The 25,811-nt window shown below is 63.5% G+C and carries 21 protein-coding genes; 12 read left to right on the top strand and 9 right to left on the bottom strand.

The genetic code is table 11. From position 1 onward, the window contains the following. Positions 1–28 precede the first annotated feature (28 nt). From ABWY06_RS21080 to ABWY06_RS21060, 5 genes are all read left to right on the top strand, one after another. A complete protein-coding gene (locus ABWY06_RS21080; protein ID WP_353927539.1) occupies positions 29–1,948 on the top strand; it encodes a DUF1302 domain-containing protein in 1,920 nt (639 codons plus the stop codon). A 40-nt stretch (positions 1,949–1,988) separates the two neighbouring features. After that, positions 1,989–3,347, top strand: coding sequence for a DUF1329 domain-containing protein (locus ABWY06_RS21075; RefSeq protein ID WP_353927538.1), 1,359 nt, complete (start codon positions 1,989–1,991; stop codon positions 3,345–3,347). A gap of 150 nt (positions 3,348–3,497) precedes the next feature. After that, complete coding sequence (locus ABWY06_RS21070; protein ID WP_353927537.1) at positions 3,498–4,571, top strand: YCF48-related protein; 1,074 nt, start codon at positions 3,498–3,500, stop codon at positions 4,569–4,571. A gap of 28 nt (positions 4,572–4,599) precedes the next feature. Continuing rightward, positions 4,600–7,074 carry an efflux RND transporter permease subunit gene (locus ABWY06_RS21065; RefSeq protein WP_353927536.1) on the top strand — a complete coding sequence of 825 codons (2,475 nt, stop codon included), beginning with the start codon at positions 4,600–4,602 and terminating at the stop codon, positions 7,072–7,074. Between the two features lie 209 nt (positions 7,075–7,283). Continuing rightward, positions 7,284–7,733 (top strand): GNAT family N-acetyltransferase, encoded by a 450-nt coding sequence (locus tag ABWY06_RS21060; RefSeq protein WP_353927535.1) that lies wholly within the window; start codon positions 7,284–7,286, stop codon positions 7,731–7,733. A 91-nt stretch (positions 7,734–7,824) separates the two neighbouring features. On the opposite strand, the gene ABWY06_RS21055 is transcribed toward ABWY06_RS21060, so the two are convergent. Both ABWY06_RS21055 and pssA read right to left on the bottom strand, forming a co-directional pair. Continuing rightward, complete coding sequence (locus tag ABWY06_RS21055) at positions 7,825–8,523, bottom strand: pirin family protein (protein WP_353927534.1); 699 nt, start codon at positions 8,521–8,523, stop codon at positions 7,825–7,827. 244 nt (positions 8,524–8,767) lie between these two features. Next, positions 8,768–10,111: a CDP-diacylglycerol--serine O-phosphatidyltransferase gene (gene pssA / locus ABWY06_RS21050; protein ID WP_353927533.1), complete on the bottom strand. Its 1,344-nt coding sequence runs from the start codon at positions 10,109–10,111 to the stop codon at positions 8,768–8,770. Positions 10,112–10,278: 167 nt separating this feature from the next. On the opposite strand from pssA, the gene ABWY06_RS21045 reads away from it, so the two are divergent. From ABWY06_RS21045 to ABWY06_RS21030, 4 genes are all read left to right on the top strand, one after another. Then, on the top strand, positions 10,279–10,416 hold the full coding sequence (locus ABWY06_RS21045) for a hypothetical protein (RefSeq protein ID WP_353927532.1): 138 nt from the start codon (positions 10,279–10,281) through the stop codon (positions 10,414–10,416). A gap of 64 nt (positions 10,417–10,480) precedes the next feature. Beyond that, entirely contained in the window at positions 10,481–10,996 is a 516-nt protein-coding gene (locus ABWY06_RS21040) for a GNAT family N-acetyltransferase (RefSeq protein WP_353927531.1), read from the top strand. 122 nt (positions 10,997–11,118) lie between these two features. Beyond that, positions 11,119–11,691, top strand: coding sequence for a hypothetical protein (locus ABWY06_RS21035; RefSeq protein ID WP_353927530.1), 573 nt, complete (start codon positions 11,119–11,121; stop codon positions 11,689–11,691). An 82-nt stretch (positions 11,692–11,773) separates the two neighbouring features. Next, positions 11,774–12,187, top strand: a complete 414-nt coding sequence (locus tag ABWY06_RS21030; protein ID WP_353927529.1) for a hypothetical protein — start codon at positions 11,774–11,776, stop codon at positions 12,185–12,187. A 36-nt stretch (positions 12,188–12,223) separates the two neighbouring features. Here ABWY06_RS21030 and ABWY06_RS21025 read toward each other — a convergent pair whose 3' ends face one another. Further along, positions 12,224–12,694, bottom strand: a complete 471-nt coding sequence (locus ABWY06_RS21025) for a YniB family protein (RefSeq protein ID WP_353927528.1) — start codon at positions 12,692–12,694, stop codon at positions 12,224–12,226. A gap of 282 nt (positions 12,695–12,976) precedes the next feature. Between ABWY06_RS21025 and ABWY06_RS21020 the strand changes: the two genes are divergently transcribed. Then, positions 12,977–13,741 carry a hypothetical protein gene (locus ABWY06_RS21020; protein WP_353927527.1) on the top strand — a complete coding sequence of 255 codons (765 nt, stop codon included), beginning with the start codon at positions 12,977–12,979 and terminating at the stop codon, positions 13,739–13,741. A gap of 523 nt (positions 13,742–14,264) precedes the next feature. On the opposite strand, the gene ABWY06_RS21015 is transcribed toward ABWY06_RS21020, so the two are convergent. After that, positions 14,265–15,578 carry a methyl-accepting chemotaxis protein gene (locus ABWY06_RS21015; protein ID WP_353927526.1) on the bottom strand — a complete coding sequence of 438 codons (1,314 nt, stop codon included), beginning with the start codon at positions 15,576–15,578 and terminating at the stop codon, positions 14,265–14,267. A 558-nt stretch (positions 15,579–16,136) separates the two neighbouring features. Further along, positions 16,137–17,342 carry an NAD(P)/FAD-dependent oxidoreductase gene (locus ABWY06_RS21010; protein WP_353927525.1) on the bottom strand — a complete coding sequence of 402 codons (1,206 nt, stop codon included), beginning with the start codon at positions 17,340–17,342 and terminating at the stop codon, positions 16,137–16,139. A gap of 135 nt (positions 17,343–17,477) precedes the next feature. Between ABWY06_RS21010 and pdxR the strand changes: the two genes are divergently transcribed. Both pdxR and ABWY06_RS21000 read left to right on the top strand, forming a co-directional pair. Beyond that, positions 17,478–18,977 (top strand): MocR-like pyridoxine biosynthesis transcription factor PdxR, encoded by a 1,500-nt coding sequence (gene pdxR, locus ABWY06_RS21005; RefSeq protein WP_353927524.1) that lies wholly within the window; start codon positions 17,478–17,480, stop codon positions 18,975–18,977. 161 nt (positions 18,978–19,138) lie between these two features. Continuing rightward, positions 19,139–20,308, top strand: a complete 1,170-nt coding sequence (locus ABWY06_RS21000; RefSeq protein WP_353927523.1) for a T6SS immunity protein Tli3 family protein — start codon at positions 19,139–19,141, stop codon at positions 20,306–20,308. A gap of 385 nt (positions 20,309–20,693) precedes the next feature. Here ABWY06_RS21000 and ABWY06_RS20995 read toward each other — a convergent pair whose 3' ends face one another. The 4 genes from ABWY06_RS20995 to ABWY06_RS20980 all read right to left on the bottom strand — a co-directional run bounded on the left by ABWY06_RS20995 (position 20,694) and on the right by ABWY06_RS20980 (position 25,611). Continuing rightward, positions 20,694–21,209 (bottom strand): DUF2059 domain-containing protein, encoded by a 516-nt coding sequence (locus ABWY06_RS20995; protein ID WP_353927522.1) that lies wholly within the window; start codon positions 21,207–21,209, stop codon positions 20,694–20,696. Positions 21,210–21,497: 288 nt separating this feature from the next. Further along, positions 21,498–22,151 carry a tetratricopeptide repeat protein gene (locus ABWY06_RS20990; protein WP_353927521.1) on the bottom strand — a complete coding sequence of 218 codons (654 nt, stop codon included), beginning with the start codon at positions 22,149–22,151 and terminating at the stop codon, positions 21,498–21,500. 424 nt (positions 22,152–22,575) lie between these two features. Further along, a complete protein-coding gene (locus tag ABWY06_RS20985) occupies positions 22,576–23,043 on the bottom strand; it encodes a hypothetical protein (protein ID WP_353927520.1) in 468 nt (155 codons plus the stop codon). 606 nt (positions 23,044–23,649) lie between these two features. After that, complete coding sequence (locus ABWY06_RS20980; RefSeq protein WP_353927519.1) at positions 23,650–25,611, bottom strand: hybrid sensor histidine kinase/response regulator; 1,962 nt, start codon at positions 25,609–25,611, stop codon at positions 23,650–23,652. Positions 25,612–25,811 lie beyond the last annotated feature (200 nt).

Genomic DNA, 25,811 nt, shown 5'->3' with positions numbered 1-25,811 from the left:
AATAACAACAATCTACGGAGACAAGCCCATGTACAACACGAACGTTCGCGGTGCTCACCGCCTGCGGCGCAACCTGTTGGCCACGGCCATCCTGCTGGCCGGCGCGCCAGTGGCCCAGGCCTTCGAGGTCGACACGGGTCATCCGGACTGGTCTATCCGTTTCGACAACACCGTCAAGTACAACTACGGTGTGCGCACCGAAAGTGCCGACAAGACCCTGCTGGCCACGCCGAACAACAACGATGGCGACTACAACTTCCGGCGTTCCGGCAGCAATATCACCAACCGCGTCGATCTGTTGACCGAGCTGGACGTGATCCACCAGGGCAACAAGGGGTTTCGCCTCAGCACGGCCAGCTGGTATGACAAGGCCTATGACAACGCCGGCTCCAACAGCAACCCATTCGTCAACGGCAACCAGGCCTTCTCGAGCATCGCTGGTCAGCCCGGCGCCGGCAACCCGGTATTGGGCAGCCCGCACCTGAGCAATTATGCCCAGCGCTACTACAGTGGCCCGTCCGGCGAAATTCTCGACGCCTTCGTGTTCTACAGCACTGAAATCGGCGGCGAGTCGATGCTCAGCATCAAGGCCGGCCAGCACAACGTGTTCTGGGGCGAGACCCTGCTCAACCCGGTGCATGCCATCAGTTACGGCCAGTCCGGTCTGGACCTGGCCAAGCTTGCCGCGGCGCCGGGTACCGAGGCCAAGGAACTGTTCACACCACGTAACCAGATTTCCACGTCCTTTACCGTCAATCCCGAACTGACCCTCGGCGCCCAATATTTCCTCGACTGGGATGCGGCGCGCCTGCCCGAAGCCGGCAGTTACTACGGCAGCTCGGACCTGGTGGGCTTTGGCGCTCAATCCTTCCTCCTCGGCCATACCGGTGGCCCGGGCCTGGCGGGGCCGAACGGCACCCTGACCAACATTCGCCGTGGCGACGACCTCACCCCGGACAAGCGTGGTGATTGGGGCCTGATGCTCAAATGGTCGCCGGAGTGGCTGGAGGGCACCCTGGGGGCCTACTACCGCAACACCTCGGAGATCCTGCCGCAGGCGGTGCTGGATGCCACCCGGATGACGGCACAGGGCACGGGCGGTCCGATCGCCAACGTGCAGCGCTCCATCAGCACCACCAGCTATCAGTTCGCCTACGGCGACGACATCGACATCATCGGCCTGAGCCTGTCCAAGGACGTCGCCGGCATCAGCGTCGCCAGCGACCTGAATATCCGCCACAACATGCCGCTGGCGAGCATCCCCGCCATTCTCAGCGCCTCGGGCCCCGGCGGCCTGGCCAACGGTCTTGGCGTGTTGCCTGCGCGCGTGGCGGCCACTGGCGTGGTCACCGAGCTGCCAGGCAGCGGCGACAGCATGAGCGCCACCGGTGACACCCTGCACTGGACCCTCAACGGCCTGATGACCATCGGCGACACGCCGTTGTTCGATTCGGCGTCCCTGTTGGGCGAGCTCTACTACAGCAACCTGCTGAAACTCGATAGCCACAACCAGGCGCTCTACAAGGGCCAGGACAGCTACCACGGCATCGACCAGGCGACCCGCGACAACTGGGGTGTGGCGGTGAACTTCACGCCCACCTGGTTCCAGGTGTTCCCCGGTGTGGACATGACGGCGCCGATGTCGGTCAACCTCGGCCTGGACGGCGTATCGCCGGTCCAGGGTGGCGGCGCCGAAGACACCGGCACCTACTCGGTGGGTGTGGGCGCGGTCATCTACAACCAGTATTTCGTTGACCTGAAGTACGTGGATTCTTTCGGCGATGCCGAGAAGTGCAGCAACGGCGCCACCGATGGCTCGACACCCAATGCACTGGATGCCGGGCAGCGCCACACCTGTTACGCCGCAGGCTACTCCTCATTCTCTGGCGGCGGGGCGACCACGCAAGACCGTGGCGCGGTTTACCTGACCTTGAAGACCACCTTCTGACTATCCGCGTTGCTCGAGACCCGAGCAGGAGACCGACAAGATGACATTCGTGAAAAGTGTAATGGCGACTTCCCTGGCCGTGGCCTTCGCCGGTGCGGTGCACGCCGCCGTTTCCCCGGAAGAAGCGGCCAAGCTGGGCAGCAGCTTGACGCTGGTGGGCGCCGAGAAAGCGGCCAATGCCGACGGTTCGATCCCTGCCTATGAGGGCGGCCTGACCACTGCGCCGGCTGCCTTCAAGGCTGGCGACAGCATGCGTCCGGACCCTTTCGCCAGCGAGCAGCCGCTGCTGGCGATCGATGGCAAGAACGTCGAGCAGTACAAGAACCTGCTGACCGAAACCACCGTGGAACTGGCCAAGCGCTACCCGGGCTTTCGCGTCGACGTCTACCCGACCCATCGCACCGTGGCCATGCCCCAGCCGGTGCTGGATAACGCGGTGAAAAATGCCACCGGCGCCAAGACCGGCAATGGCGGCCTGGCGCTGGATAACGTGCTGCCGGGCGTGCCCTTCCCGATCCCGCAGTCGGGCGTCGAGGCCATGTGGAATCACCTGTTGCGTTACCAGGGAGTCACCATCAACTCCAAGTACGACTCCTGGAACGTCGACGCCGCGGGTGTGGCCACGCTGGCCACCACCGGCCAGGCCTTTATCAATTACCCGATCTACGAAGACCTGAACAAGCCCATCGTCAACACCGATGTGTATTACCAGATGAAGCTGTACTACTCGGGTCCGGCCCGCCGTGCCGGCGAGGCGATCATGCTCAAGGATGCCGCCAACGCCACCGAGCGGCCGCGCCGCGCCTGGCAGTACCTGCCCGGCCAACGTCGGGTCAAGCTGGCGCCGAGCCTGGCCTACGACACCCCGAACCCGGGCACTGCCGGCGCCGGCACCTACGATGACGTGTTCGTCTTCAACGGTGCGCTGGACCGCTATGACTGGAAGCTGCTGGGCAAGCAGGAAATGATCCTGCCCTATAACACCTACGAGCTGACCTACGCCCAGGACCCCAAGTCCCTGACCACCGCCAACCACCTGGCGCCCGACCACGTGCGCTGGGAGAAGCACCGGGTCTGGGTCGTCGAAGGCACCCTCAAGGACGGCGCCCGGCATATCTACGCCAAGCGCCGCTTCTACCTGGACGAGGACAGCTGGGTAGCCCTGGCGTCCGACCAGTACGATGCCCGCGGCCAGATCTACCGTGGCTCCTTCGCCTTTCTCAGCCAGAGTTATGACAAGCAGGTACCGGACACCACCCCGTTCGTGATCTACGACCTGGTGGGCAACTCCTACAACATCAACGGCATCGTCGGGCCGTACGGCGGCATCCGTTACATCGAGTCGCTGACCAACGCCCAGTGGGCAGCCGAGTCCCTGGCGGGCGCCGGCATTCGCTGAGCGAGCTGTGACAAAAGCTCCGGCCGCTGCGTTGTGGTTTCCCGACAGCGCAGCGGGAGGTCGGCGTGCTGACCGACCAGCCGGGGCCTGATTCAGGCGTCGGGTTGGCTCGGAACTGCACCCCGGCGTTTTTTTTCAAGAGGTCGCGTTATGTGTTCATTCAAGAACTGCGTGCTGCTGGCGTTGGGCGCGTGGCTGGCGCTGGCGCAGGGTGTTGCCCAGGGCGCCGGTTATGTCGACGTGCTGGATTTGCCGGCCAGGCCGAGCGCCCTGGCCATGCACAGCCCTTTGCTGGACCTGGCCCGTGCCGGGCAGCGTCTGGTGGCAGTGGGTCAGCGTGGGCACATTCTTTATTCCGATGATGCCGGCAAGAGCTGGCGGCAGGCCGAGGTACCGGTCAGCTCCGACCTGAGCGCCGTGCATTTCCCTTCCGCCGGGCAGGGCTGGGCGGTCGGCAACGACGGCGTGGTGCTGCACAGCGGCGATGCCGGGGTGACCTGGAACAAGCAACTGGACGGTCGCCAGATCGGCGCCCTGGTGCTCAAGCACTACAGCGACCTGGCCACTGCCGAGCCGGACAATGAACAGTGGGGCCTGCTGGCCGCCGAAGGCCAGCGACTGGTGGAGGAGGGCGCCGACAAGCCCTTCCTCGACGTCTGGTTCGCCAACGACAAGCTGGGTTATGTGGTCGGGGTGTTCAACCTGATCCTGCGTACCGAGGATGGCGGTCAAACCTGGACTCCCTGTCAGGACCTCACCGACAACCCCCAGGGGTTCCACCTCAACGCCATCGCCTCGACCGGCGATGGGCTGTACATCGCCGGCGAGCAAGGCCTGCTGCTCAAGTGGGATGAGCGCGGCCAGCGTTTCAACACCGTGCAGACGCCTTACCAGGGCAGTTACTTCGGCGTCATCGGTCAGCCCGGCGAGGTCCTCGTTTATGGCCTGCGCGGCCACGTGTTTCGCAGCACCGATGACGGCGCCAGCTGGCAGCCGCTGGGGAGTGACCTGCAGGTCAACATCACCACGGCGTTTTTAGGCGACAACGGGCGCTACCGGCTCTTCACCCAGGCTGGGCACATGCTGCAGACCCTGGCAGGCGACAGTCCCTTGCAGCGCGTGCCGCAAACGGAGCAGTCGCCGATCGCCAGCGCCGTCCAGGCGGCCGACGGTGCCTTGGTGCTGGTCGGTAGTCGTGGCGTGCGCGTGTTGCCCGTCGAATAACAAGAAGAATCAGAGCGAGTAGCAGGTTATGGGCAATATCAAGCAAGACAGCATGCCGGTGATCCGCGACCTTGCTGACTTCGATCCGCGCTCCGGCAACCGGCTGGAGCGCTGGGTGTTCAACTATCGGCCGCTGTTTATGCTGCTGATGGCGCTGGCCACCCTGGTGCTGGGTTACCTGGCGGCGACCCGTCTGGAGCTGCGCCCCAGCTTCGAGAAGATGATTCCGCAGAGCCAGCCCTACATTCAGAATTTCCTGGAGAACCGCAAGTCGCTGCGGGGTCTGGGCAACTCGGTGCGGGTGGTGGTGGAAAACACCCGGGGCGACATCTTCGACCCGGCGTACCTGGAGGTACTGAAGAAGATCCACGATGAGCTGTTTCTCACCCAGGGCGTCGACCGCGCCTGGTTGAAGTCGGTGTGGAGCCCGGCGGTGCGCTGGACCGAAGTCACCGAGGAGGGCTTTCAGGGTGGTTCGGTGATGCCCGACAGCTACCAGGGCTCGCCGGCGGACATCGAGCAGCTGCGGCAGAACATTACCCGCGCCGGGATCGTCGGCAGCCTGGTGGCCAACGACTTCAAGTCGAGCATGCTGGTGGTGCCGCTGCTCGAGCAGGACTCGGCGACCGGTGCGGGCATCGATTACCACCAGTTCTCCCGCACGCTGGAAGAAAAGCTGCGCGGCCAGTACGAATTCGCCGGTGACGGCGAGGCGCATTCGAGCGGCGTGGAGGGCAGTGGTCCGTACAAGGTCCGGGTCATCGGCTTCGCCAAGCTGATGGGCGACCTGATCGACGGCATGCTCCAGGTGATGCTGTTCTTCGCCTTGGCCGTGGTCAGTTCCCTGGTCATCATCTTTCTTTATACCCGCTGCGCGCGCAGCACCCTGCTGGTGATCGCCTGCTCGCTGACCGCGGTGGTCTGGCAACTGGGCATAGTCGCCTGGCTGGGTTACGCCATCGATCCCTACTCGATACTGGTGCCTTTCCTGATCTTCGCCATTGGCGTGTCCCACGCGACGCAGAAGATGAACGGCATCCTGCAGGACATCGGTCGCGGTACCCACAAGCTGGTGGCGGCGCGCTACACCTTCCGCCGCCTGTTTATCGCCGGGGTCACCGCCTTGCTGGCTGACGCCGTCGGTTTCGCCGTGCTGCTGTTGATCGACATTCCGGTGATCCAGGACCTGGCGATTACCGCGAGCATCGGTGTCGCCGTATTGATCTTCACCTCCCTGCTGCTGATGCCGGTGGCACTGTCCTACGTCGGCGTTGGCCGCAAGGCGGCAGAGCGAGCCCTGCGTATCGACTCGCGGGCCGACGCCCATCGCGGTTTTGGCAAGTTGTGGGATTTGCTCGACCTGTTCACCACCCGTAACTGGGCGATCGGTGCCGTGCTGGTCGCCCTGTTGCTGGGCATTGGCGGCTTCGTAGTCAGCCTGCAATTGAAGATCGGCGACCTGGACAGCGGTGCGCCGGAACTGCGCGCGGACTCGCGCTACAACCGCGACAACGCCTACATCACCAGCCACTACGCGCTGTCCAGCGACCTGTTCGCGGTGATGGTCAAGACCGCGCCGGAAGGTTGCCTGAACTACCAGACCCTGGTCCTCGCCGACCGCCTGGCCTGGGAGCTGCAGCAGAATCCGGGGGTGCAAACCACGGTGTCGCTGGTCAATGCGGTGCGCCAGATCACCGCCGGCACCTACGAGGGCAACCCCAAGCTCAACAGCCTCCAGCGCAACCAGAACGTGCTCAACTACGCCGCGCAGCAAGCCTCGGTCAATGCCACGGAGCTGTTCAATCCCGACTGCTCGGTGATGCCGGTGATCGCCTTCCTCAAGGACCACAAGGCCGAGACGCTGGATGAAGTGGTGGCCATCGCCGACCAGTTCGCCAAGGCCAACAGCACCGCGGATCGCCAGTTTCTGTTGGCCGCCGGCAGCGCCGGCATCGAGGCCGCGACCAATATCGTGGTGCGTGATGCCAACCGCACCATGCTGTTGTTCGTCTATCTGGCGGTGACCTTGTTCTGCCTGGTGACCTTCCGCAGTTGGCGGGCGGCGCTGGTGGCCTTGCTGCCGCTGGTACTGACTTCGATCCTCTGCGAGGCCCTGATGGTCTATATGGGCATTGGCGTGAAGGTGGCCACCCTGCCGGTGATCGCCCTCGGCGTGGGAATAGGCGTGGACTACGCGCTGTACCTGCTCAGCGTGCAGCTGCATTACCAGCGCCAGGGCCTGTCGCTGTCGGAGTCCTATCGCGGGGCGGTAGCCTTCACCGGTCGCGTGGTGGGCCTGGTCGGCATCACCCTGGCGGTGGGCGTGGTGGGCTGGGCCTGGTCGCCGATCAAGTTCCAGGCGGACATGGGCATCCTGCTGACCTTTATGTTCCTGTGGAACATGCTTGGCGCGCTGGTGCTGATTCCGGCGCTGTCGTACTTCCTGCTGCCAGACAAAAAGACTGAGGCCAGCGCGCCGGTGGCCGAAACCGGTCCGGCCTAGCCCGCGCACGGCCGCGTCGGCGGCGGGATCCGCTGCGCATCCAGGTTTGGGCATGCCACGCAGCGCGGGCGGGCAGTGGCCCAAGCGCTGAAGGTTACGCGGTGGCTTGTGACGTCCGGGGTAAAACCCGGACAATGGCGGCCTTCCTTGTTTGCGTCCCGCTGCCTCACCGCAACCGGCGGGCGCCCTGTGTTCGGGACCCTTTGGCCATGTCACTGCGTTTACTGCCTGTTCCTGCATCCGGTACCCCGGATGATGCCGCCCTGCTACTCGACGAGCCCCTGCGGGCGATTTGCGCGGCGACCGCGCAGAGGTATGCTCACCAGGGTTTCAATGCGCCCTGGATCGGTTACCTGGCGGTTCGGGGGGAGCAAGTGGTCGGTCACGGCGGGTTTGCCAGCGCGCCGGTCAATGGTGAGGTGCAGATACGCTTTGCCACCCTGGACGAACACCAGGGACAGGGGGTGGCATCGGCCCTGGCGCAGGCCCTGGTCGAGCTCGCGCACGGCAGCGACCCGCGGGTCGAGCTGATCGCCCACAGCGAACCCCTGGCCGGTGCCAGCACCGCCATCCTGACCAAACTGGGCTTTTTCCTCGAGGCGGACTTCGAGCACCCCGACCAGGGCGAGATCTGGGTCTGGCGGTTGGCGCCGACCTGAGGCGCCCGGCGGATACCGAACGGCCGTTGCCATGCCGCTCGGGTGTCCGGGTGAACAACAAGGCGTTGTCCACCCGCGTGCTCGAATACCCTCAGGCCAGGTCGACCAACACCAGCTCCGTGTCAGCCAGGGCGGTAAAGGTCAGCACTTCCTCGTCCCGAATGGCCACGCCATCGCGCGCCTCGGCCGTCACCCCGTTGACCTCGAAACGTCCGGCCGCCGCCACCAGGTAGGCCTGGCGGCCCTTGCCCAGGTGGTAGTGGGTGCTTTGCCCGGCCTGCAGGGTCGCGGCGACGACCCGAGCGTCGGCACGGATCGGCAACGCGTCCCGGTCTTCGGCCTGGCCACTGGCCAGGGTGACAAAAGCCCCCGCCCGCTCGCCCCGTGGAAAAGGCTTTGCGCCCCAGCTCGGCGGCAATCCGAACTGATTCGGGGTGATCCAGATCTGGAAGATCCGTGTGGTCTGGTCCTCCAGGTTGTATTCGCTGTGGGCGACACCGCTCCCCGCGCTCATCACCTGAACGTCGCCCGCCTCGGTGCGGCCGCGGTTGCCCAGGCTGTCCTCGTGGGTGATCGCACCCTCGCGCACATAGGTGATGATTTCCATGTCCCGATGGGGGTGCTTGGGAAAACCGCTGTGCGGGGCGATTTCATCGTCGTTCCAGACCCGCAGCGTGCCCCAGTTCATCCGGGCGGGATCGTGATACTCGGCAAAGGAAAAATGGTGACGGGCATTGAGCCAGCCGTGGTGGGCGCCGCCCAATTGCTGAAAAGGCCGTACGTCGATCATGTTCAAGTGCTCCTGAGTAGGGAGGGCGCAGCGCCGACAGCCGACCGTCGAGGCCGGCGTCGGGCGGTTGGCCCTGGGCTTGAAACAGATGATCAATCAGTTATGAATTGGATATAAGCGCATTTATTGCGGATTTATTATCTATTAATTAGATGTTGTTGGGCGGGCAGACAGGAGGCGGTGGTTTCGTGCGGCGTAGGGCGGCCTCGGCGCGCTGGCCAGCGCCAGCCCGCCATCCTGGCGCTCAGAGAATGCGGTAAAGCAGCCGCTCGGCGCGTACCCGACTGACCCTGCGCAGGAACTTGCTCACCGCGTCGGGGTAATCGTCGGGTTTCTGCAGGGCCTGGTAACTGTCGATGCGGCGGGTGTGCTGCATGATCTGCGTCAGCTCGGCCTGGCGCGGACCAACCAGCTGCTGGTGCGGGTCGTCGATCAGCAGGGCATTTTCCAGGTCCAGGCGGAAGGCCCGGGGGTTCAGGTTGTTGCCTGTCAGCAGGGTGTAGCGCTGGTCTGCCCAGAGCCCCTTGAGGTGATAGGTGTTATCGCCGTCCTTCCACAGGTGCAGGTTCAGCTGGCCCCGGTCGATGGCCTGCTGACGCTGCTTGGCGAAACGCCGCAGGCTGATCTCATAGAGATACGGCAGGGCCGCGATGATCTTGAACGGCTCGCTGGGGGGGATGAAAAAATCGTTGGCAGTCTTGTCGCCGATGATGATGTCGACCTTCACGCCACGGGCCAGCGCCTTGTCGATCTCCCGGCTAAGGATCGGCGGCAGGTTGAAGTAGGGGGTGCATAGCGTCAGTTGCTGGCGGGTGGAGGCGATCAGCTCGCAGAGCACCTGGCTCAGTGGGTTGCGTTTGCCGACGCCCACCAGCGGGCAGACCCGCAGGCCGTCGGTACTGCCAAGCGCTGCGGGCACCTCGTAGCGGGCACTCTTGAGCCGGCTGCGAAAATGCCGGATGGCACGGCCGATGCTGCGGGTCGTGGGCGGCGACGGCAGGTCGAGGCGGTGCACGGCCTGGGACGCGAGAATCGCCTGATGAATAAACCGCTGCAGGCAGTCGGCCAGCGCGGCGTTGTGCAGCAGGTGGTAACGGTCGTGGCGGTAGCGCTCGAACTTGTGCAGGTAGACGTTGTTCAGGCTGGCGCCGCTGTAGATCACGCAGTCGTCGATCACGAAGCCCTTGAGGTGCAGCACGCCGAACAGCTCGCGAGTCTGCACGGGGACGCCGTAGATCGGTACTTCGCAGCCATGGGCCAGGCGCTCGGCCTGATACCAGGCGGCGTTACCCGGCTGTTTACCCGCGCCGATCAGGCCACGCTGGGCGCGCAGCCAGTCGACCAGCACCACGATTTCCAGTGCCGGCCGCGAGGCCTTGGCCGCGTACAGGGCTTCGAGCACCTCGCGCCCTGCTTCGTCGTCCTGCAGGTACAGCGCCGCGAGCGAGATGCGCCGCTCGGCCCGGGCGATACGCTCGAGCAGGCAACGGCGAAAGTCGGCTGCACTGTCGAGGATCTCGACGGCATCGGCCGCCAGCGGAAAACCGGGCAGGTGAGCGAGTACGGAACGTTTGGCAAGGAACGGCATAGGGCTCGACGACAGGAAACCAGAGGGGGCCCCAGCTTACACCAGGCGTGCCGTCGGACCAGGACCTGTACCCATTGTTTACGCATGAAAAGTTGACAGGTCGACAGCCTGGGCGAAGCGGCTTAGGGTCGGCTCAGGTTTTCAGCGGACATACGAGGAACTTACCCATGCTGTCCATCGAACTGCTGCAGGACCATAGCAGCGTCTTTCTGCTGGCCGTGGTCCTGCTGACCGGCCTGGCCCACCTGGCCTATGCGCCCGCCGAGCGCCAGGCGGGAGCCTCCATCGAGCGCGAGCACCCTTGAGGCTGGTCAAAGGTCGGATGGGCTCCGTAGACTGGCCCGCCACCTTCTGTAAGGACGAACGCATATGTCGACCGGCGAATCCCTGGTCACCCTCGCGCGCGGAGGCGAAGCGCACCTCGAGGGTTTGATCGCCCTGTATGGCGACCCGCGGGTGGCGCGCCAGGTGTTGCAGTTGCCATTCCCGTCGCCCGAATTGTGGCGCACGCGGTTGAGCCAGGATGGCGAACGCCTGGTCAGGTTGGTTGCCCTGCACCAGGCTACGGTCGTGGGGCATTGCACCCTGCAGCAGCATGCGCGGGTGCGCCGCGGCCACTGCGCCGAGATCGGCATGGCCGTTGCTCCCGAGTGGCAGGGGCGCGGCATCGGCAGCCAGCTGCTGGCCGCCGTGCTGGACGTAGCCGACAACTGGATGAACCTGCGCCGCGTCGAGCTCACGGTGTACACCGACAACGAAGCGGGGTTGGCCCTGTACCGCAAATTCGGTTTTGCCATCGAAGGTGAGTTTCAGGATTATGCCGTGCGTGACGGTATCTATGCGTCGGCTTTCAGCATGGCGCGTTTGCGCGCTGCGCCGCACTGACCCTTGGCCGCCGACCCACCTGCACGCTCGCTCAAGCACCTCGGCACTGCGGGGCGATGGACAATGCCCCAGCGATTGGGTAGCGTCGCCGCGACTGCGACTTGTACAGGGTGAAGCTAAGCATGACAGGCATTTCGGCGTTACCGGCAGCGCTGCAGCAGCGCCTGCAGGGCGAGCTCAAAGCCGGCGAAAAACTGGTCTGGGTGGGCCAACCCGATCCAGGGCGCTATATGCGTTCGGGTTTCCTGATATGGCTTTTTTTTATCCCCTGGACGGCGTTTGCGGCGTTCTGGATCTGCGGCGCAGCTGGCTTCGAATGGCCGCGCTTCGACAGCGGCTGGAACTGGTTTCCGTTGTTTGGGCTGCCCTTTTTGCTGATCGGCCTGGGTGGGCTGGGGACGCCGTTTTGGATGCGGCGCAAGGCGCATTCAATCATCTATGCCATCACCAACCAGCGGGCCTTGACGCTGGAAGGCGCCCGCTCGGTGACGGTCAAGAACTACCTGCCGGGCACTATCCTCGACCTGCAGCGCACCGAGCACCCGGACGGCACGGGCAACTTGATACTGCGCAAGGAGGCCTACCGCGACAGCGACGGTGATCGCCAGACCCGGCAGGAAGGCTTTATGGCCATCTCCGAGGTGCGCCGGGTGGAACAGCTGATCGAGCAGTTGCTGCAGCGCCCGCGCGCCTGAAGCGGGGAGGTGGCGCTGGTCAAGGGGCGGCTGGCACTGCAACAATGCAGGCCCGAGCCCTCTTTTTCCGCCGGAGTTCCCCGTGCCGACCCTCGATCCGCAACAGCGCCTGGCCGCACGCCAGGCCATTCTCAACGACCCTGCCGCCCAGGACTGCACCGTTTACCGGGCGGACGAACGTGATCCCCAGGCCGAGGAAATCGACCTGGGTGATGCGCGTATCCTGTTTACCGGTCCCTTCCAGGCGCCAGACGCGTGGGATGCCCAAGAGCGCGAGGCGTTTTTTGGCGACAGCGACCCCGAGCTGTTTGTCACCGCCTTCGTGGAATGCGAGGCCAAACCAGCCACCGCGCAGTTCTTCGTCACTGAAATTGGCGATTACATCGCGACCATGCCCGGCCTGGGCGAGGTGGTGATGTATTACGTGCACGATTGCAGCGAAGACCCGCGCGGCCGCAGTTGCGTGCTGATTCGCGACGACGAGGAGCTCGATTGAGCCGGGCATCCAGCACCTAACCGTTGTCGCGTGGCCTTAGAACTCGAAGATCCATTTGAGCAGCAGCCCGGCGATCAGGCTGGTGAGGATCGGCGCCACATACAGTTGGTGGACCTGGCTCAGGATGCTCGGACGGCTAATTGACGGTTCGACGGCAGGGCCCTCGGCGGTGGCGCCCACCGGCCCATGGCGTGTCGCCGCCTTTTCGCCGAGTTGCCGGCCCGAGGCGAAAAACGCCAGGCCGACAAAAAAAGCCCAATACAGGGCCAGGAACGCCAGGTTGGGGCCGCTGAGCCAGTGCTGGGGATCGGGCGTCGGCGCCAGGACCCAGAGGCCCTGCAAGAGGCCTCCGGGTTCTGCCAGGTGGCGTGCCCAGGGCAGCGCTGGCTGCTGCTGGGCCAACAGCTTGAGCAGTGACAGCAGGGTGCTGGTCAGGCTGACCACGGCCAAGCCGATGCCCAGCGCCTGCCTGATACGTGCTTCGCGCAACGCTTGCCGGTGGTTCATAGATAAGCGTCCTTGCTCAATGAACGGCGCGCTGCCGGGCCGCCTCGGCCACGAACCGATCGGCGGTTCGCTTACCCAAGGCTAGAGCAGTTTTCCGAAAGGTCTATGGGCGGGTGGGCGCCACGCGGGGCTGTCGCCGGACGGCGCGCCAATCCCCAGCCTTTACCGAACAGGCCTCTGTTCGCCGAACCGCCAGCTAAAACTGCGCGGGATCGTGGCTGCGGCGTGGCTTGCGGTTACCATGGGCCGCTTCGCGCCCTCGCGTTACCGCTGGAACCCAGAGTGTCCGGTTCAAAGACTGCAACGGCTAAAAAGCCCGTCAAAAAGGCGTTTATTTCCGCGCACAACACCGAGTGCAAGCGCATCGAAGACAGCCCCGAGCGTTTGCGCCAGCGGCTGAGCGATCTTGGCCGGCCGATCTTCCTGGAAAGCCGGGTCACCACGGCGAAACCGCTGCACCAGCTGGTCGGCGAAGTGTTGGGCGCCATACTGCTGGTGGCATTGTCTTTAACCTTGTTCCCGGGCAGCGTGCTCCCGTGGTTGCTGGAAGACTGGGTTGTCCTGAGCCTGTTCGACATCCTGGTGATGCTGTACCTGGCTCTATTGCTGCGCACCCTGGCCAGCGGCCGGGTGTGGCGCGCCTACAGGCAGCGGCTGGACACGGTCGGTCGCGAGGAACTGGTGCTCGACCCGGATGCCAAGCAGCTGGTCTGGTCCCGCACTTTCACCCATCGTCCCGAATGCAATCAGGTCAAGCGCTTGAAGGTGTCGCAGCTGCTGGCGGTCTATCGGTACAGTGACCAAGGGGCCGATGGCGACGCCGCGCGTGCCTGCTCCAGTCTGTACCTGGTACGCAAATACCCGTTTGGGCGAGGCCCCAGCCTGGAGTTTCCCCTGCCCTTTTTCCCGCTGTGCGCGGTGTATCCGAACAATGACCAGCAAGGCCGAGAAATGCTGACGGCGGTCACCCAGGCACTGACCGCGCGCACCGGTATGGCGCTGGGGCCGCCTGAAACCACCGATACGCCGGAACCGGCAGCGCCCTGATTTCCCCCGCCTTTTTCGGTGCTGTTGGCCCTGCTGATTCGGTTGCCCAGGCCGGCCGGGGCGCCGACACAGAACTGGCATCACTCGATAAGGGTTTATCCGCCCATCGGGTTAACCGACCCGCTTGATGTTAGTCCGCCATACTCAACGAATTGACCAAATTGTGAACCACTCCCGGTGCTGCGATCTCTAGTCTCTTGAACTAGGCGACACCATGGCGAGCAATCACATATGGGCACGCGGCGCTCAGCCGCAAGCCAGGGCACGTTACCGCCCGACCTCCCCGATCCGCTACTCACAGCGGCTACCCTGTGGCTGGGCTGTCTACAAGTCCACGCCGGGCCCGGTCCGCGACCTGGGTACCGCGCTGCCCAAACTCCAGGCACCGGGCGAGTCCTGGCGGTTCAAACCGGCCAAGCCCAACGCCTGAAGGCCGCCGCTGGCGCCCATGGGCTGTTCCCCGATCGGGCCGCTTGGGCCGGTCACTCGCTGGTCATTGCGGCGCGGCATAGCGGGCCGCCTCTCAAGTCAGTTGATTGGCGAACTGGCCAACGGCGCTGACGACCTTCTGTGCCCCATCCTGAATGTCGACTATCACCTCGCCGGCTTCGCTGGCGAGGGTCAGCCCCTGCTCGGCCTGTTCCCTGCTGCTGGCCATGCTTTGTACGGCGGCCTGCGCCAGCTGTTGGTTCTTTTGCACGACGCCGATGATTTCCTCGGCCGCCTTGCTGGTGCGACCCGCCAGTTGCCGCACTTCGTCGGCCACCACGGCGAAACCACGGCCCTGGTCGCCGGCCCTTGCTGCTTCGATCGCCGCATTCAGGGCCAGCAGATTGGTCTGATCGGCAATTTCGCTGATGGTCTTCATGATCGAGCTGATCAGCAGCGATTGTTTATCCAGGGCCCCAATGCCTTCCGCGGCTTCCTGCACTTTTTGCGCGATCTGGCGCATGACCTCGACGGTTTGCTTGACCACCGCCGCGCCTTTTTGCGCCGTCAGGTCGGTCTGCTGCGAGGTGCTGAAGGCAATGGTGGCGGCTTCGGCGACTGCCTGTTCACGGTTGATCTGGTCGGTGATGACGGTGGCGAATTTGACCACCTTGCTTAAGCGGTTGTGGTTGTCATGGACCGGGTTGTAGGAGGCCTCCAGCCAGACCACCTGGCCTCGAGCGTCGACCCGCTTGAACCGCGAGGCGATGTAGTCGCCGCGGTTCAAGCGCTCCCAGAAATGCTTGTACTGCGAGGAATGGTGCTCCTCGGGTTCGCAGAACAGCCGGTGGTGCTTGCCCTTGATCTGCGCCAACGAATAGCCCATGCCCTTGAGGAACTGCTCATTGGCCGTGATGACGGTGCCATCCAGGTTGAACTCGATAACCGCGGTGGAGCGGTTGAGGGCATCGAGGAAGCATTGTTGGTCGCGGGAGGTGGCGATGGTACGGGTGAGGTTCGATGCGCAGATAAATATGCTCCTGGACTTGCCCTGTTCATCCTGGACCGGTTGGACGATGCAGCGTAACCAGGTTTCCTCACCGTTGGCGGCTAAAAAGCGAAAGGCGCCATTGCAGTGCTCGCCGCGCTGGAGGGCGTTCTGGTATTTGCTGAAATTGACCTCGCCACGAAAGTTGGCGGGGAACAGCTCCTCCAGCCTGCGCCCCAGCAAGCTTTCCCGGGTATATCCCAGCTCCTTGAGGAATTGTTCATTGGCGATGCGGATATAGCCGGCGGGGTCCAGCTCCAGCACCAGCATTTCCTGGTTCAGCGCCTCGCGGATTTTCTGCATGCTGGTCAGCTCGGCGCGCAGGGCCGCATTTTCTTTTTTCAGTTTGCTAGTGAACATCGTGATCCCTCGGCAGCAGGTCCAGGTGAAGGCTGGATAGGGTAGACAGGTGTCAATACGAGGCGACGTCAGCGCGGGACAAGCGCTGGAAGATCCAGCCGCGCGGGTGTTCCCAAGGGATGGGCCTGAACTGCCGGCAACTGTTTATTCCTCGTTGGACATTCGAACGAGGGGCGCAGTTTGCCCCGGCAGGGGACTCACCCGCGTAGTTCTACTACGGCGTGTCGGCTGGGGTGGGTGTTCTCTTGAGGACTTTCCGATCAGCGACTACGACGACCTGATCCTCTCCTGACCAATGCCGAGCGGCCAGGGTTGGTGGACACTGGCCATACGCGCCGCGTTGCCGCGAAATAATGTCCACAGGCCAGTCGCGGGACGCTGGCAGGCTGCTATCTTGGCGTTGCATCCAGTGGGCGGCGCGCCCTTGCACCGGAGGGGCCCTGATACCTGCGTGTTGCCCAGGGATCCCCGCCATGGCTTCGGCCTGAGGGTGGGGCTCCTACAAGGGGGAGAGGACTGATTATCCCCCTGCCCAGTCCCGTGTTACCGCATGGGGCCCTAGGCAACCACCGGAATCAGCGGGTCGGCGGCGGCCAGTGCACTGGCGCGATCCGCCGCTGGTGGATAGATCCACTGGGTGTTGATCTGGGTCTTCAGCTGTTTGCCGTCCGCGCCGGTGAGCAGTACTTTGCGTTCCCAGCCCTCACTGAACACCGCGCCGTAACCCCCCAGATCCAGGCAGGTCACGTACTTGGGTTGACGGTAGGGCAGCGGCGGCAGGCCGAGCAGGTCAGCCACCGCGTTGTGGCCGGCGTAACGGCCCAGGGCGATGGCGTGCTGGCAGGACATCAGGGCATGGTTGCCCTGGTCGTCCAGCGCGGCGTAGGCAGTGTCACCCGTGGCGAACACCGCAGATTGGCCCACGACCTTGAGGCGGCTGTCTACATGCAGGCGTCCCTGGCGGTCACGCTCGCCCTCGATCTGGCGGGTAAGCGGCGAGGCATTGACCCCTACCGTCCACACCAGGGTTTTGGTCGGGATCCGGCTGCCGTCCTGCAGCGTCACACCGCCGGCATCGACCGCCACCACCGGTAAGCCAAGTCGCCAGTGGATGCCCAGCTGCTCACTGGCTTGGGCGACCAGGGGAGCGATCTCGCTGCCCAGTGCTTCGCCGATACGGCTGCCCGTGTCGACCACCACTACCTGGACCTGCGTGTCCTCGCCGAGGATCGCCTTGAGCCGCGCCGGCAGTTCGGTGGCGGTTTCAATGCCGGTAAATCCGCCGCCGGCCACCACCAGGGTATTGCGCGCCGGGCTATCGGGCAGCTCGCGCAGGCGATGCAGGTGGCGCTCCAATTCGACGGCCGAGTCCAGGCGGTCGACGTCGAAGGCGAATTCTTCGATGCCGGGCAGGGCCGGGCGGTTGACCTGGCTGCCGGCAGCGAGGATCAGGCGGTCGTAGCGCAGCTCGGCCTCGACGCCCCGCGCGTCCCGGTAGCGGACGTGTTGGTCCAGGCTATCGATGGCGACCGCCAGGCCCTGGACAAAATTCACCCCTACGGCGTCGAACAAGGCCTCCAGCGGGGCGCTCAGGCTGGCGGGGTTGGCTTCGTAAAAACGCGGGCGCACCTGCAAGGCGGCCTGGGGCGCGAGCAGGGTAATGGCGATCTGCCGATTGCCGTGCAGGTCAAGCAGGCGGGCCGCGCTCAAGGCGCTCCAAAGGCCGCCGAAGCCGGCACCGATGATCAGGATGTGCTGTTGCATGGGGAGGAGCTCCGAGTAGAAACCTGGGCTCGCCAGCGCGGGACGGCTGGCGAAGTCGGCTTCATTGTGTCGGTACTATGGCTCATGGTATTGAGCCAGTTTTGTCCTACTTTATTAGTCCACTTTGGATGTGCCATGGCCGCCGACAACTCGCCCCTCGTTGTACTTCTGCCTTTGGCTCCGCCTGCGCCCGGGGTCGGTCTGCAACGCTGGCTGTACGAAGCCGTGCGCGAGGCGATTCTCAGTGGCCGGTTGCCGGCCGGCAGCCAACTGCCCAGCACCCGTGCGATGGCCGGCCATTACCAGATCGCCCGGGGTACCGTGCAGGCGGCCTACCAGCAGCTCGGCTCCGAGGGGTATCTGCTGACCCGCGTCGGCAGTGGCACTCGGGTCAGCGAGGTGGTGCCAGACGCTCGGCTGCACACCGGTTATGTGCGGCGCCAGGTGGCGCCGCCGGAGTTGCCCCAGGCCTTGCCCGATACACCCTGGATGCAACGGGTAGCGGGACTTACGCCGATTTTCGCGAAGCGCGACAGGACGCCCGGGCTGTACCCGTTTTTCCCCCATCGCGGCGACGTGCGGGCGTTCCCCGTGGACCTCTGGCGCCAGCTGCACAACCAGCACCTGCGCCACTCACGGCTGCCGGCGCTGATGGACGCGGACCCCGCCGGCTTGCCGGCGCTGCGCGAAGCCATTGCCGGCCACCTGGCGATCAGCCGCGGGGTGCGGGTAGCCGCCGAACACATCCTGGTGCTGAGCAGCGTGCAGCAGGCGCTCGATCTCAGCCTGCGCTTGCTGGTGCCGGTCGACGGCCAGGTGTGGATCGAGGACCCGGGCTATCCCGGGGCGCGCCAGCTGATGGCGCTGATGGGGGTTTCCCAGGTGCCGGTGCCGGTGGACGAGCAGGGTATTCAGGTCGAGGTCGGCATTGCCATGGCGCCCAGGGCGCGTCTGGCCTATGTCACGCCGTCGCGCCAGGCGCCCCTGGGCGCCGAGCTGTCGCCGGCGCGGCGCCTGGCACTGCTGCGCTGGGCGAGCGCCGAGGATGCCTATATTTTCGAGGACGACTACGACAGCGAGTACCGTTTTATCGCCAAGCCGATTCCGGCCCTGCGCAGCCTGCCCGGCGGTGAACGTCGGGTGATTCTGGCCGGCACGTTCAGCAAGTTGCTGTTTCCGTCGATCCGCCTGGCCTATATGGTGCTGCCAGCGCCCCTGGTGGAGCCCTTTACCCGCGCCGCGGCCCTGCTGGCCCGGCACGCCAACAGCCTGGCCCAGGCGGTGCTGGCGGACTTTATCGTTCAGGGCCATCTCGACCGCCATGTACGGCGCATGCGCAAACTCTATGGGCAGCGCGCCGACGCCTTCGCCGAGGCCGCCCATGGCCATTGGCGCGGCTTGATCGAGGTGCCGGAAATTCGTGCCGGACTCGACGTGGTCGGTGAGCTGCAGGGGATCGACGAGCAGCTGGCCTGGACACGCCTGAACGAGGCGGGTATCGATGTGCTGCCGCTGGGGCGCTATTGCTATTGCACCCGGCCGCGGCCACCAGGCCTGGTCATGGGCTTTGCGCCATACGACTGCGCCGCCATTGACGCGGCGGCGCGACGCCTGGCGCAGACCCTGCGGGGTTGAGTCGCCAGTGGAGGTGCCCGCGGGTTGGGGCCAGGGCCGCATCGCCTCCGCGGCGATCGTGAGCCTTGGCCTGTGTCCGAATGGCTGACCGATAAAAGCGCTAACGGGTCGGCCATTCAGGCAAGATGCAGGTCGACCCAACGCCACCCGAAGGACAGCGCATGAGATCCGTGATCCGCCTGATGGGGCTGACCCTGCCCTGGTTGCTGGGCTGCAGCACACCCGGTGCCAATGTGGCCAAACCGGCGACTCCCGGACCAGGTGGCATCGTCAACCAGATCGACAGCCAGCGTTTTATCCAGGCCGTGCCGGTGGGTGGCCCGTGTGGAGTACCCGATCTGTATTACGTCGATCAGGCTCGCGGGATACGGCAACACCTGGTGGACTGGAGCGCCTTGAGCCCCTTTCGTCTTGCGGGTGACGGTCGCGACAAGCTGCGCAAGCGGATTCGCCAGGCCACGCCCGGTTGCCCAAGGCCGTATCTGCTGGAGGCGAAGAATATGACCTACGGCAATGTGGGCAAACGTCCGGTCGATTCGTTCGCGTTCGCACTCTACTGGCTCGAGGGCGACAGCATTCACCTCAAGGCGGCGGAAGTACGAGCCGAGGTGCAGGAGAACGGTGAGCTGAGGGAGCTGTCCACGGATTTTGATTTCCGCTTCTGGGCGGATCTGCAGCCCAACCTCGATCAATACGCGGATGCCGATCAACGAGCCCTGTATCGCGGACCGGTTGCGGCCCCTCAAGTGGTCTACCGCATCGACGAAGCGCGCTACTTCGAGTTCGAACCCTGGCAGGCCTACGCCTGCATCCAGGGTAACCTGACCTACGTCGATAAGAAGCTGGGCATCCGCAGCCTGGTCAGGGTTTGGGATGGAAGTTCGTACTCCATCGCTCCACAGGACGAATTCATTATCGACGCCGGCAACGGCCAGTACCTGGTTGCGCCCTGGCGAAAGGATTCCGGGAGTTGTGGTTCCAACGGCGGCGGCTGTCGCGATCCGATCGACTTCACCACCGACAGCGGCCGGACCTGGTCCACGGTCGGGGCGCCGGGCGCGGGCGGCAACAAGTTGATTGTTTCCGCTGACAAGGTGACCGTGCTCCAGGGCCGGGAGGTTTTGACCGCGACCTTGTCCCGGCCGTTCCAGGACGGCTGGGACTGGAACCGCAACTGGGCCACGTCCAGCGTCGACGACCAGCCAGTGCTGCGCCTGGTCAAGGCGCCGCTCGAGCGGAAATTCCACTGTTCGGGGCAAGGCGCCTGGTGGCAGGTGTACCCGTCCCAGGCGCTGGCCGACCCGGCTGAAGTCAACCTTCGTTCGGATTAGGGCCTGTGGGCATTAACCCTCGCGAGGCGCGGTGCTGCGAAGAAGGGTTCCAGGCAAGGCGCGAGACGCCGGCAAGGGTCATTCCCTTGCCCAGGTTCGCCACGCGGCATTGTGCACTTTTTCGCGCAACCCGCAGGGTCGGGCCACGCCACGCCACGCCACGCCGGTCCTGTTCTGATGCGATAAGGGGTTACTCGTGCTTCGTTCTGACGCTCCCGACGGCCCGTTTCATGCCGGGCCTGGTTTCAAAACTAGGTTCGGCGCGGCCGTGCGGGTAGTGTCAACAGGCCCTCGGGGAGTCGCCCTATGGCTGTACCGGTGACGTTGAATGCAACGCGCTAGCCATACGCCTTCACCATGTTGTTAATGCGGCTGACGCAATAGTCTATTTGGCGCAGTTGCATTCCTTGGCAATAATCTGGAGTTCCTCTACGAAATCCGAGGTGGCTTTTTCAAGGATGGGTTGGCTGGCTTCTTGGAAATACTTAGAGAAATTATCTACCGCTTTGCGTGAGGCGCGGATATCTTTTTGTCCCAGTGGCGAACGGTAGAATGCAATCAATTGATCGAGCTCGGTTTCGGTGAATTCCGGTCCGTAAAAACCCGCCCAAACATCTACAATTTTTTCCGGTGTCCAGGGCGCTTCTGTTTTTTTGATAAATGTGTCAGCCGCGATCCTGAGACGTTTCTTGAATTCGTCGCTGGGGTTTAGCTTCGAGAGGACCTGTTCAATTGCATCGGTACTGGTTTTCTTATTATATTTCTTGCCTAGTTCGATTTGCTGAGTCCAGGTCTCAAGCAGCCCCTGTGCTTTCATCAGCTCCCCGATTTTTTCGCTTTTGGCGTCAGCGAACGTGTGAGTGGCGAAAAGAAGAGGTAATATGATGAATAATTTGCGCATATCGGAATTTCCGTATGAATGTGAGTTCGAAGGCTGAAGTAGGGCGTAGCAAAGTTACAAGCTTTTGCTTTTTTCGGTTAGCCCGTAGAACTGTGGAGGAGCACAGCGAAATAAGCGTTTGTGCGGTGTAAAATTTTATAAGCTTTGCTAGGGAAAGTCCCGATTTTTCGGCAGGTTGAGGCCCGCAGTAGCTCCACTTCCCAGGCACACTCTGCTCCGCACACCACCGGCGCCCTGGGAGCCGTGGTAGTGAGGTCCACAAAAAACGCAAACGGATGAGTGCGCAGTTTATGGGTGAGCGGCGTAGCGGGCGGCATACTCCGCCGCCAGTTGGCGTGCGATGTGCTGTTGGTCCGGCTCGAGCACGCGTAGCAGTTGTGCGCGGTTCCTCAGCGCCTGAGGATCGCCGGCACTGGCCGCCAGATCGATCCAGGCGAAGGCCTGCACCGGGTCGAGGGCCACGCCCAGGCCTTGGGCGAACAACAGGCCGTACTCGTTCTGCGCGGCCAGCGAGCCCGCCTCCGCGGCCTGGCGGTACCAATAGGCGGCCTGTTCCAGGTCCTGCGCCAGGCCCAGCCCTTTGCGGTAGGCCTGCCCGAGGTTGAACTGCGACTGTGGATCCCCCGCTTGCGCCGCCTTCAGGCCGTATTCGTGTGCCCTTTTGGGGTCCAGGGGGACGCCATCGCCATTGCCATGCATCAGCGCCAGGTTGGCCAGGGCCGGCGGATAGTGGGCGTCGGCGGCTTCCTGAAACAGCCGCACGGCCTGTTGCAGGTCGCGTTCGGTACCCAGTCCCTGGTAATACAGGCTGGCCAGCAAGTGCTTGCCTTCGGGTTCCCCCGCCTGGGCCGCCTGAGAGAACTCGTTGAACGCGGTGAGGTAATCGCCGCAACTGTACGCATCGATACCGTTGTCGATACAGGCGAAGGCGGAGAAAGGCATGACAGCTCCAAGGATATGGTGACCGGCTGATGCGCGACGGTTGTGGGCCAGCGCGAAGGCGGCGATGGCAGGCAGGGTGACGTTTGCAGCGAACATTGTCTCGGCCCGGGCAGCAGATGCATGGGCCGAATTACGTCCATCAGCGGAATTTCGAATGTGCGGAGTAACAGTATCCAGGCCCATTGGATCTGGCCCTAGCATCACCGCTTGATACAACTGCGCACAAGAGGGAGAGTTGTAAGTTTTGTACAAGGCCCGGCGGTTTTTGGCCTGCGCGCGATAGTGGATATTTCCAGGCTTGGCAGGCCCTGTTGCCGCGCAGACTCACGCTATGTCGGCGGAGCCAGTGAGTAGCAGGGCTACGCCGAATGGTTGATAACGTCCAGCAGCCCTGCTTGGGTCCAGCAAGGTTTGGCGCGTGAGGCTAGACCCCCCTGAACAGCGTCAGGAGCTGTGCAAGCTGTGCCTGCCTGGCTATCGAAAAAAACAGCCAACAGGTGATTGGCATGCAGAACAGGGCAAGCATGGAAAGTGCGAGATACTGCGTGCCGCTCGATCCCGCCGAGTGGAAGCCGAACACCCAATACAGGGAGAGGAATGCCATAAGCGTCGCCGTGCCAATGATAATGTACGAGCGCCATAAGTAACCCCAAACTCCAATGCTGGTGACCAGCTGAGGTTTCAGTCGATGAAGTTTCTCCTCGCCTCGTAGCGTAAGTATCAGATAAATTGCAAATGCATTGAATGCTGGGCAAAGCAGCAGATAAATCAGGGTTACGTCAAGTGTGTTTGGGTTGTATGTCAGTACTGTATTAAGCAGGCTGAACGCGATTAACCCTATAAAAGCTTTCTTTCTAAGGGGGTCGGACAATAATTGCCTAAGCGTTTCCATATAAGGTCCTATATCCGTAAGGTGGGGTGATTATTTTTTATGTAAGTGAAGGACCCAGGCCGAAGGCCGCTGTTGTAGCGCGCACGTTAAAGCCTGATGGGGGCACGCGACGGTCAATGAGGATTGCCCGCCAAGGAGGGTCTTAGACAAAGAGGCGTCAATTTAAATGTTTCCCTCGGAAAAGTCATGGGGCAAAACGCTCCCATGGACGCGCCAAGCGCTTGAGAACTGTGTCTGCGGATGCGCTTATGCTTTCGCCGCGAGGGATGATTGCCACACAGGGACGCTAGTATGGCGTGTAGAGAGGGCAGGTGATGGGGTTGCGAGCAGATCTACATTTCCATGTCCGGCCCGATGCAGCTCAAGCCGGCCAGTAACTCTGATGCCCCGGCCCGAACCTGGCCGCTGGCCCTGGTGATGCGAATATCGATAACCCGGGTGGTGATCATATGCGCGCTCCCGCGGCGTTGTCGTTCTCGGTTGAGGTCGCGCTGGACATCGCGTGCGCGCCACTGGTCTGCGCGGTTCAATCGGCCTGTCCCTGCACAGTCCCACCTGTCGCAGGGAAAGGGGGCGCCAGCGCCGCCCGGCGGTGCCGGGAGCCGGCTACGGCGTGGCGCGGATGCCGGCCGGGGTGAGTATCCTGGCTATCACCTGGGCCAGCTCCTTTTGGGTATAGGGCTTGGGTAGCCTCGCCAGGCCGTGGGTGCTGGACGTGGCGAACTCGGTAAAGCCGGACGACAGGATCACCGGCAGCCCGGGCACCAGCCGCAGGATCTGTTCGGCCAGTTGCTGCCCGGACATGCCCGGCATGGCCAGGTCGGTAATCACCAGGTCGAAATCCGGGTGCAGCGGCAACAACGCCAGGGCGTCGGCGCCGCCATCGGCCGCCAGCACCCAGTGCCCCAAATCTTCCAGCATGGCCGTGCCGCTGAGCAGCAGCAACGGGTCATCGTCGACGAACAATATCTTCAGCCGAGCCGGGTCAGCACTGGCGCGTGGCCTGGTGGAGGGGGCCGCGTCGCCGTCCATGGCAGGGTTCAGCGCAGGCGAAACCGGCAGCCGTAACTCGCCGGTGGTGCCCTGGCCCAGTACGCTTTTCAGGCTGAAGGCGCCGCCGGATTGCTGGGCCAGGCCGTGCACCATCGACAGGCCCAGACCAGTGCCCTTGCCCAGGCCTTTGGTGGTGAAGAACGGCTCCATGGCCCTCTGCAGGGTGGCCTCGTCCATGCCGATGCCTTCGTCTGTGACAGAGATGCAGACGAAAATGTCCGGGTCTTCGAGGGCTGGCGCGCTGCTTATCCGCTCCTCCCTGGCCGCGATGACCAGGGTGCCGCCGTTGGGCATCGCGTCGCGCGCGTTGATGGCTAAATTCAGGATGGCCATTTCCAGTTGGCTGGCGTCCACCAGCACGGGCTGCAGGACCAAGGGAAAACGCGTTTCGATGGCGACCTGCGGGCCCAGCGAGTGGGCCAGCAGGTCGGACATGCCCCGGATCAAGGTGCCGACATCGACCGGCTGGGGATTGAGTTCCTGCCGACGCGCAAACGCCAGCATGCGTTGGGTCAACGACGCGCCCCGTTGAGCGCCGGCGATGGCGTTGTCCAGCAGGGGCAGAACGGCCGGCTGGTTTGTCAGGCGTTTTTTCGCCAGCTCCAGACTGCCCAGAATGACCATCAACAGGTTGTTGAAGTCGTGGGCGATTCCGCCGGTAAGCTGACCCAGGGCTTCCATTTTTTGTGATTGGTACAGGGCTTCCTTCGCTTCTTTCAGCGCCGCCTGGGCAAGGTGGGTGTCGGTGATATCGCGGGTGATCTTGGCGAAGCCGATGATGGTGCCGGTGTCTTCGCGGATCGGGTCGATGACCACATGGGCCATGAACCGTGAGCCATCTTTACGCAGGCGCCAACCCTGGCCCTCGAAGCGGCCGTCTTGCACCACGGTTTCCAGGGCGCGCTGGGGAGCGCCGTTCTCGGCGTCGTCAGGCTCGAAAAACAACGAGAAATGTTTGCCGATAATTTCGTTGGGCTCGTATCCCTTGATCCGCTGCGCACCGGCGTTCCAGGTCGTCACGATGCCGTTGCGGTCGAGCATGTAGAGCGCATAGTCGGTCACGCCCTGAACCAGCAGACGGAACTGCTGCTCGCTGGCGCGCAGAGCCTCCTGGGCCAACTTGCGTTCGGTCAGGTCCCGGGTGACCTTGGCATAGCCGATCAGGCTGCCGTCTTCGGCCCAGATGGGGTCGAGCACCACCAGCGCCCAGAAGCGTGTGCCATCCTTTCGTAGCCGCCAGCCTTCTCCGTCGAAACGCCCTTCGCTGGCGGCGATCGCCAGGGCCTTCATCGGCAGATTCGCGACACGGTCTTCGGGGCTATAGAAGATCGAGAAATGTTGGCCGATGATCTCGGCTTCCTCGTACAGCTTGATCCGTTTGGCGCCGGTGCTCCAGCTGCGAACGATGCCCTGGGGATCGATCATGTAGATGGCATAATCGATGACCGCTTCCACCAACACGCGATATCGGTCGTTGTCGGTAAGCGCCGCTGCCAATGGCTGTGGATCCTGCATCACGGCCCCATGGGACTGAGTTATTTGCTTGGGAGTATGCAGAAGTTCATCTGTAAATGAAAAAGTACAGCCGCTCTTTTTGTTGTTTTCGATGCGTAAGTTGTACAGAGGCGGTTATAAAATATAGTTTGCATCGTTAATAAGGTCGGACAGTCCCCTGAGCCTGTGCGCCGCCGGTCCAGGCCTGCGCAATAGCGGTA

Origin of the sequence: Pseudomonas sp., assembly GCF_040514055.1 — a bacterium.
Classification (GTDB): Bacteria; Pseudomonadota; Gammaproteobacteria; order Pseudomonadales; family Pseudomonadaceae; genus Aquipseudomonas.
The sequence above is the reverse complement of the archived record's forward strand: the minus strand, read 5'-3'. Positions and strand labels throughout refer to the sequence as shown.

What these genes read in the sequence shown, in the direction of transcription:
- ABWY06_RS21080 (WP_353927539.1), top strand. Translation starts at nt 29, where the DNA reads ATGTACAACACGAACGTTCGCGGTGCTCACCGCCTGCGGCGCAACCTG.
- ABWY06_RS21075 (WP_353927538.1), top strand. Translation starts at nt 1,989, where the DNA reads ATGACATTCGTGAAAAGTGTAATGGCGACTTCCCTGGCCGTGGCCTTC.
- ABWY06_RS21070 (WP_353927537.1), top strand. Translation starts at nt 3,498, where the DNA reads ATGTGTTCATTCAAGAACTGCGTGCTGCTGGCGTTGGGCGCGTGGCTG.
- ABWY06_RS21065 (WP_353927536.1), top strand. Translation starts at nt 4,600, where the DNA reads ATGGGCAATATCAAGCAAGACAGCATGCCGGTGATCCGCGACCTTGCT.
- ABWY06_RS21060 (WP_353927535.1), top strand. Translation starts at nt 7,284, where the DNA reads ATGTCACTGCGTTTACTGCCTGTTCCTGCATCCGGTACCCCGGATGAT.
- ABWY06_RS21055 (WP_353927534.1), bottom strand. Translation starts at nt 8,523, where the DNA reads ATGATCGACGTACGGCCTTTTCAGCAATTGGGCGGCGCCCACCACGGC.
- pssA (WP_353927533.1), bottom strand. Translation starts at nt 10,111, where the DNA reads ATGCCGTTCCTTGCCAAACGTTCCGTACTCGCTCACCTGCCCGGTTTT.
- ABWY06_RS21045 (WP_353927532.1), top strand. Translation starts at nt 10,279, where the DNA reads ATGCTGTCCATCGAACTGCTGCAGGACCATAGCAGCGTCTTTCTGCTG.
- ABWY06_RS21040 (WP_353927531.1), top strand. Translation starts at nt 10,481, where the DNA reads ATGTCGACCGGCGAATCCCTGGTCACCCTCGCGCGCGGAGGCGAAGCG.
- ABWY06_RS21035 (WP_353927530.1), top strand. Translation starts at nt 11,119, where the DNA reads ATGACAGGCATTTCGGCGTTACCGGCAGCGCTGCAGCAGCGCCTGCAG.
- ABWY06_RS21025 (WP_353927528.1), bottom strand. Translation starts at nt 12,694, where the DNA reads ATGAACCACCGGCAAGCGTTGCGCGAAGCACGTATCAGGCAGGCGCTG.
- ABWY06_RS21015 (WP_353927526.1), bottom strand. Translation starts at nt 15,578, where the DNA reads ATGTTCACTAGCAAACTGAAAAAAGAAAATGCGGCCCTGCGCGCCGAG.
- ABWY06_RS21010 (WP_353927525.1), bottom strand. Translation starts at nt 17,342, where the DNA reads ATGCAACAGCACATCCTGATCATCGGTGCCGGCTTCGGCGGCCTTTGG.
- pdxR (WP_353927524.1), top strand. Translation starts at nt 17,478, where the DNA reads ATGGCCGCCGACAACTCGCCCCTCGTTGTACTTCTGCCTTTGGCTCCG.
- ABWY06_RS21000 (WP_353927523.1), top strand. Translation starts at nt 19,139, where the DNA reads ATGAGATCCGTGATCCGCCTGATGGGGCTGACCCTGCCCTGGTTGCTG.
- ABWY06_RS20995 (WP_353927522.1), bottom strand. Translation starts at nt 21,209, where the DNA reads ATGCGCAAATTATTCATCATATTACCTCTTCTTTTCGCCACTCACACG.
- ABWY06_RS20990 (WP_353927521.1), bottom strand. Translation starts at nt 22,151, where the DNA reads ATGCCTTTCTCCGCCTTCGCCTGTATCGACAACGGTATCGATGCGTAC.
- ABWY06_RS20985 (WP_353927520.1), bottom strand. Translation starts at nt 23,043, where the DNA reads ATGGAAACGCTTAGGCAATTATTGTCCGACCCCCTTAGAAAGAAAGCT.
- ABWY06_RS20980 (WP_353927519.1), bottom strand. Translation starts at nt 25,611, where the DNA reads ATGCAGGATCCACAGCCATTGGCAGCGGCGCTTACCGACAACGACCGA.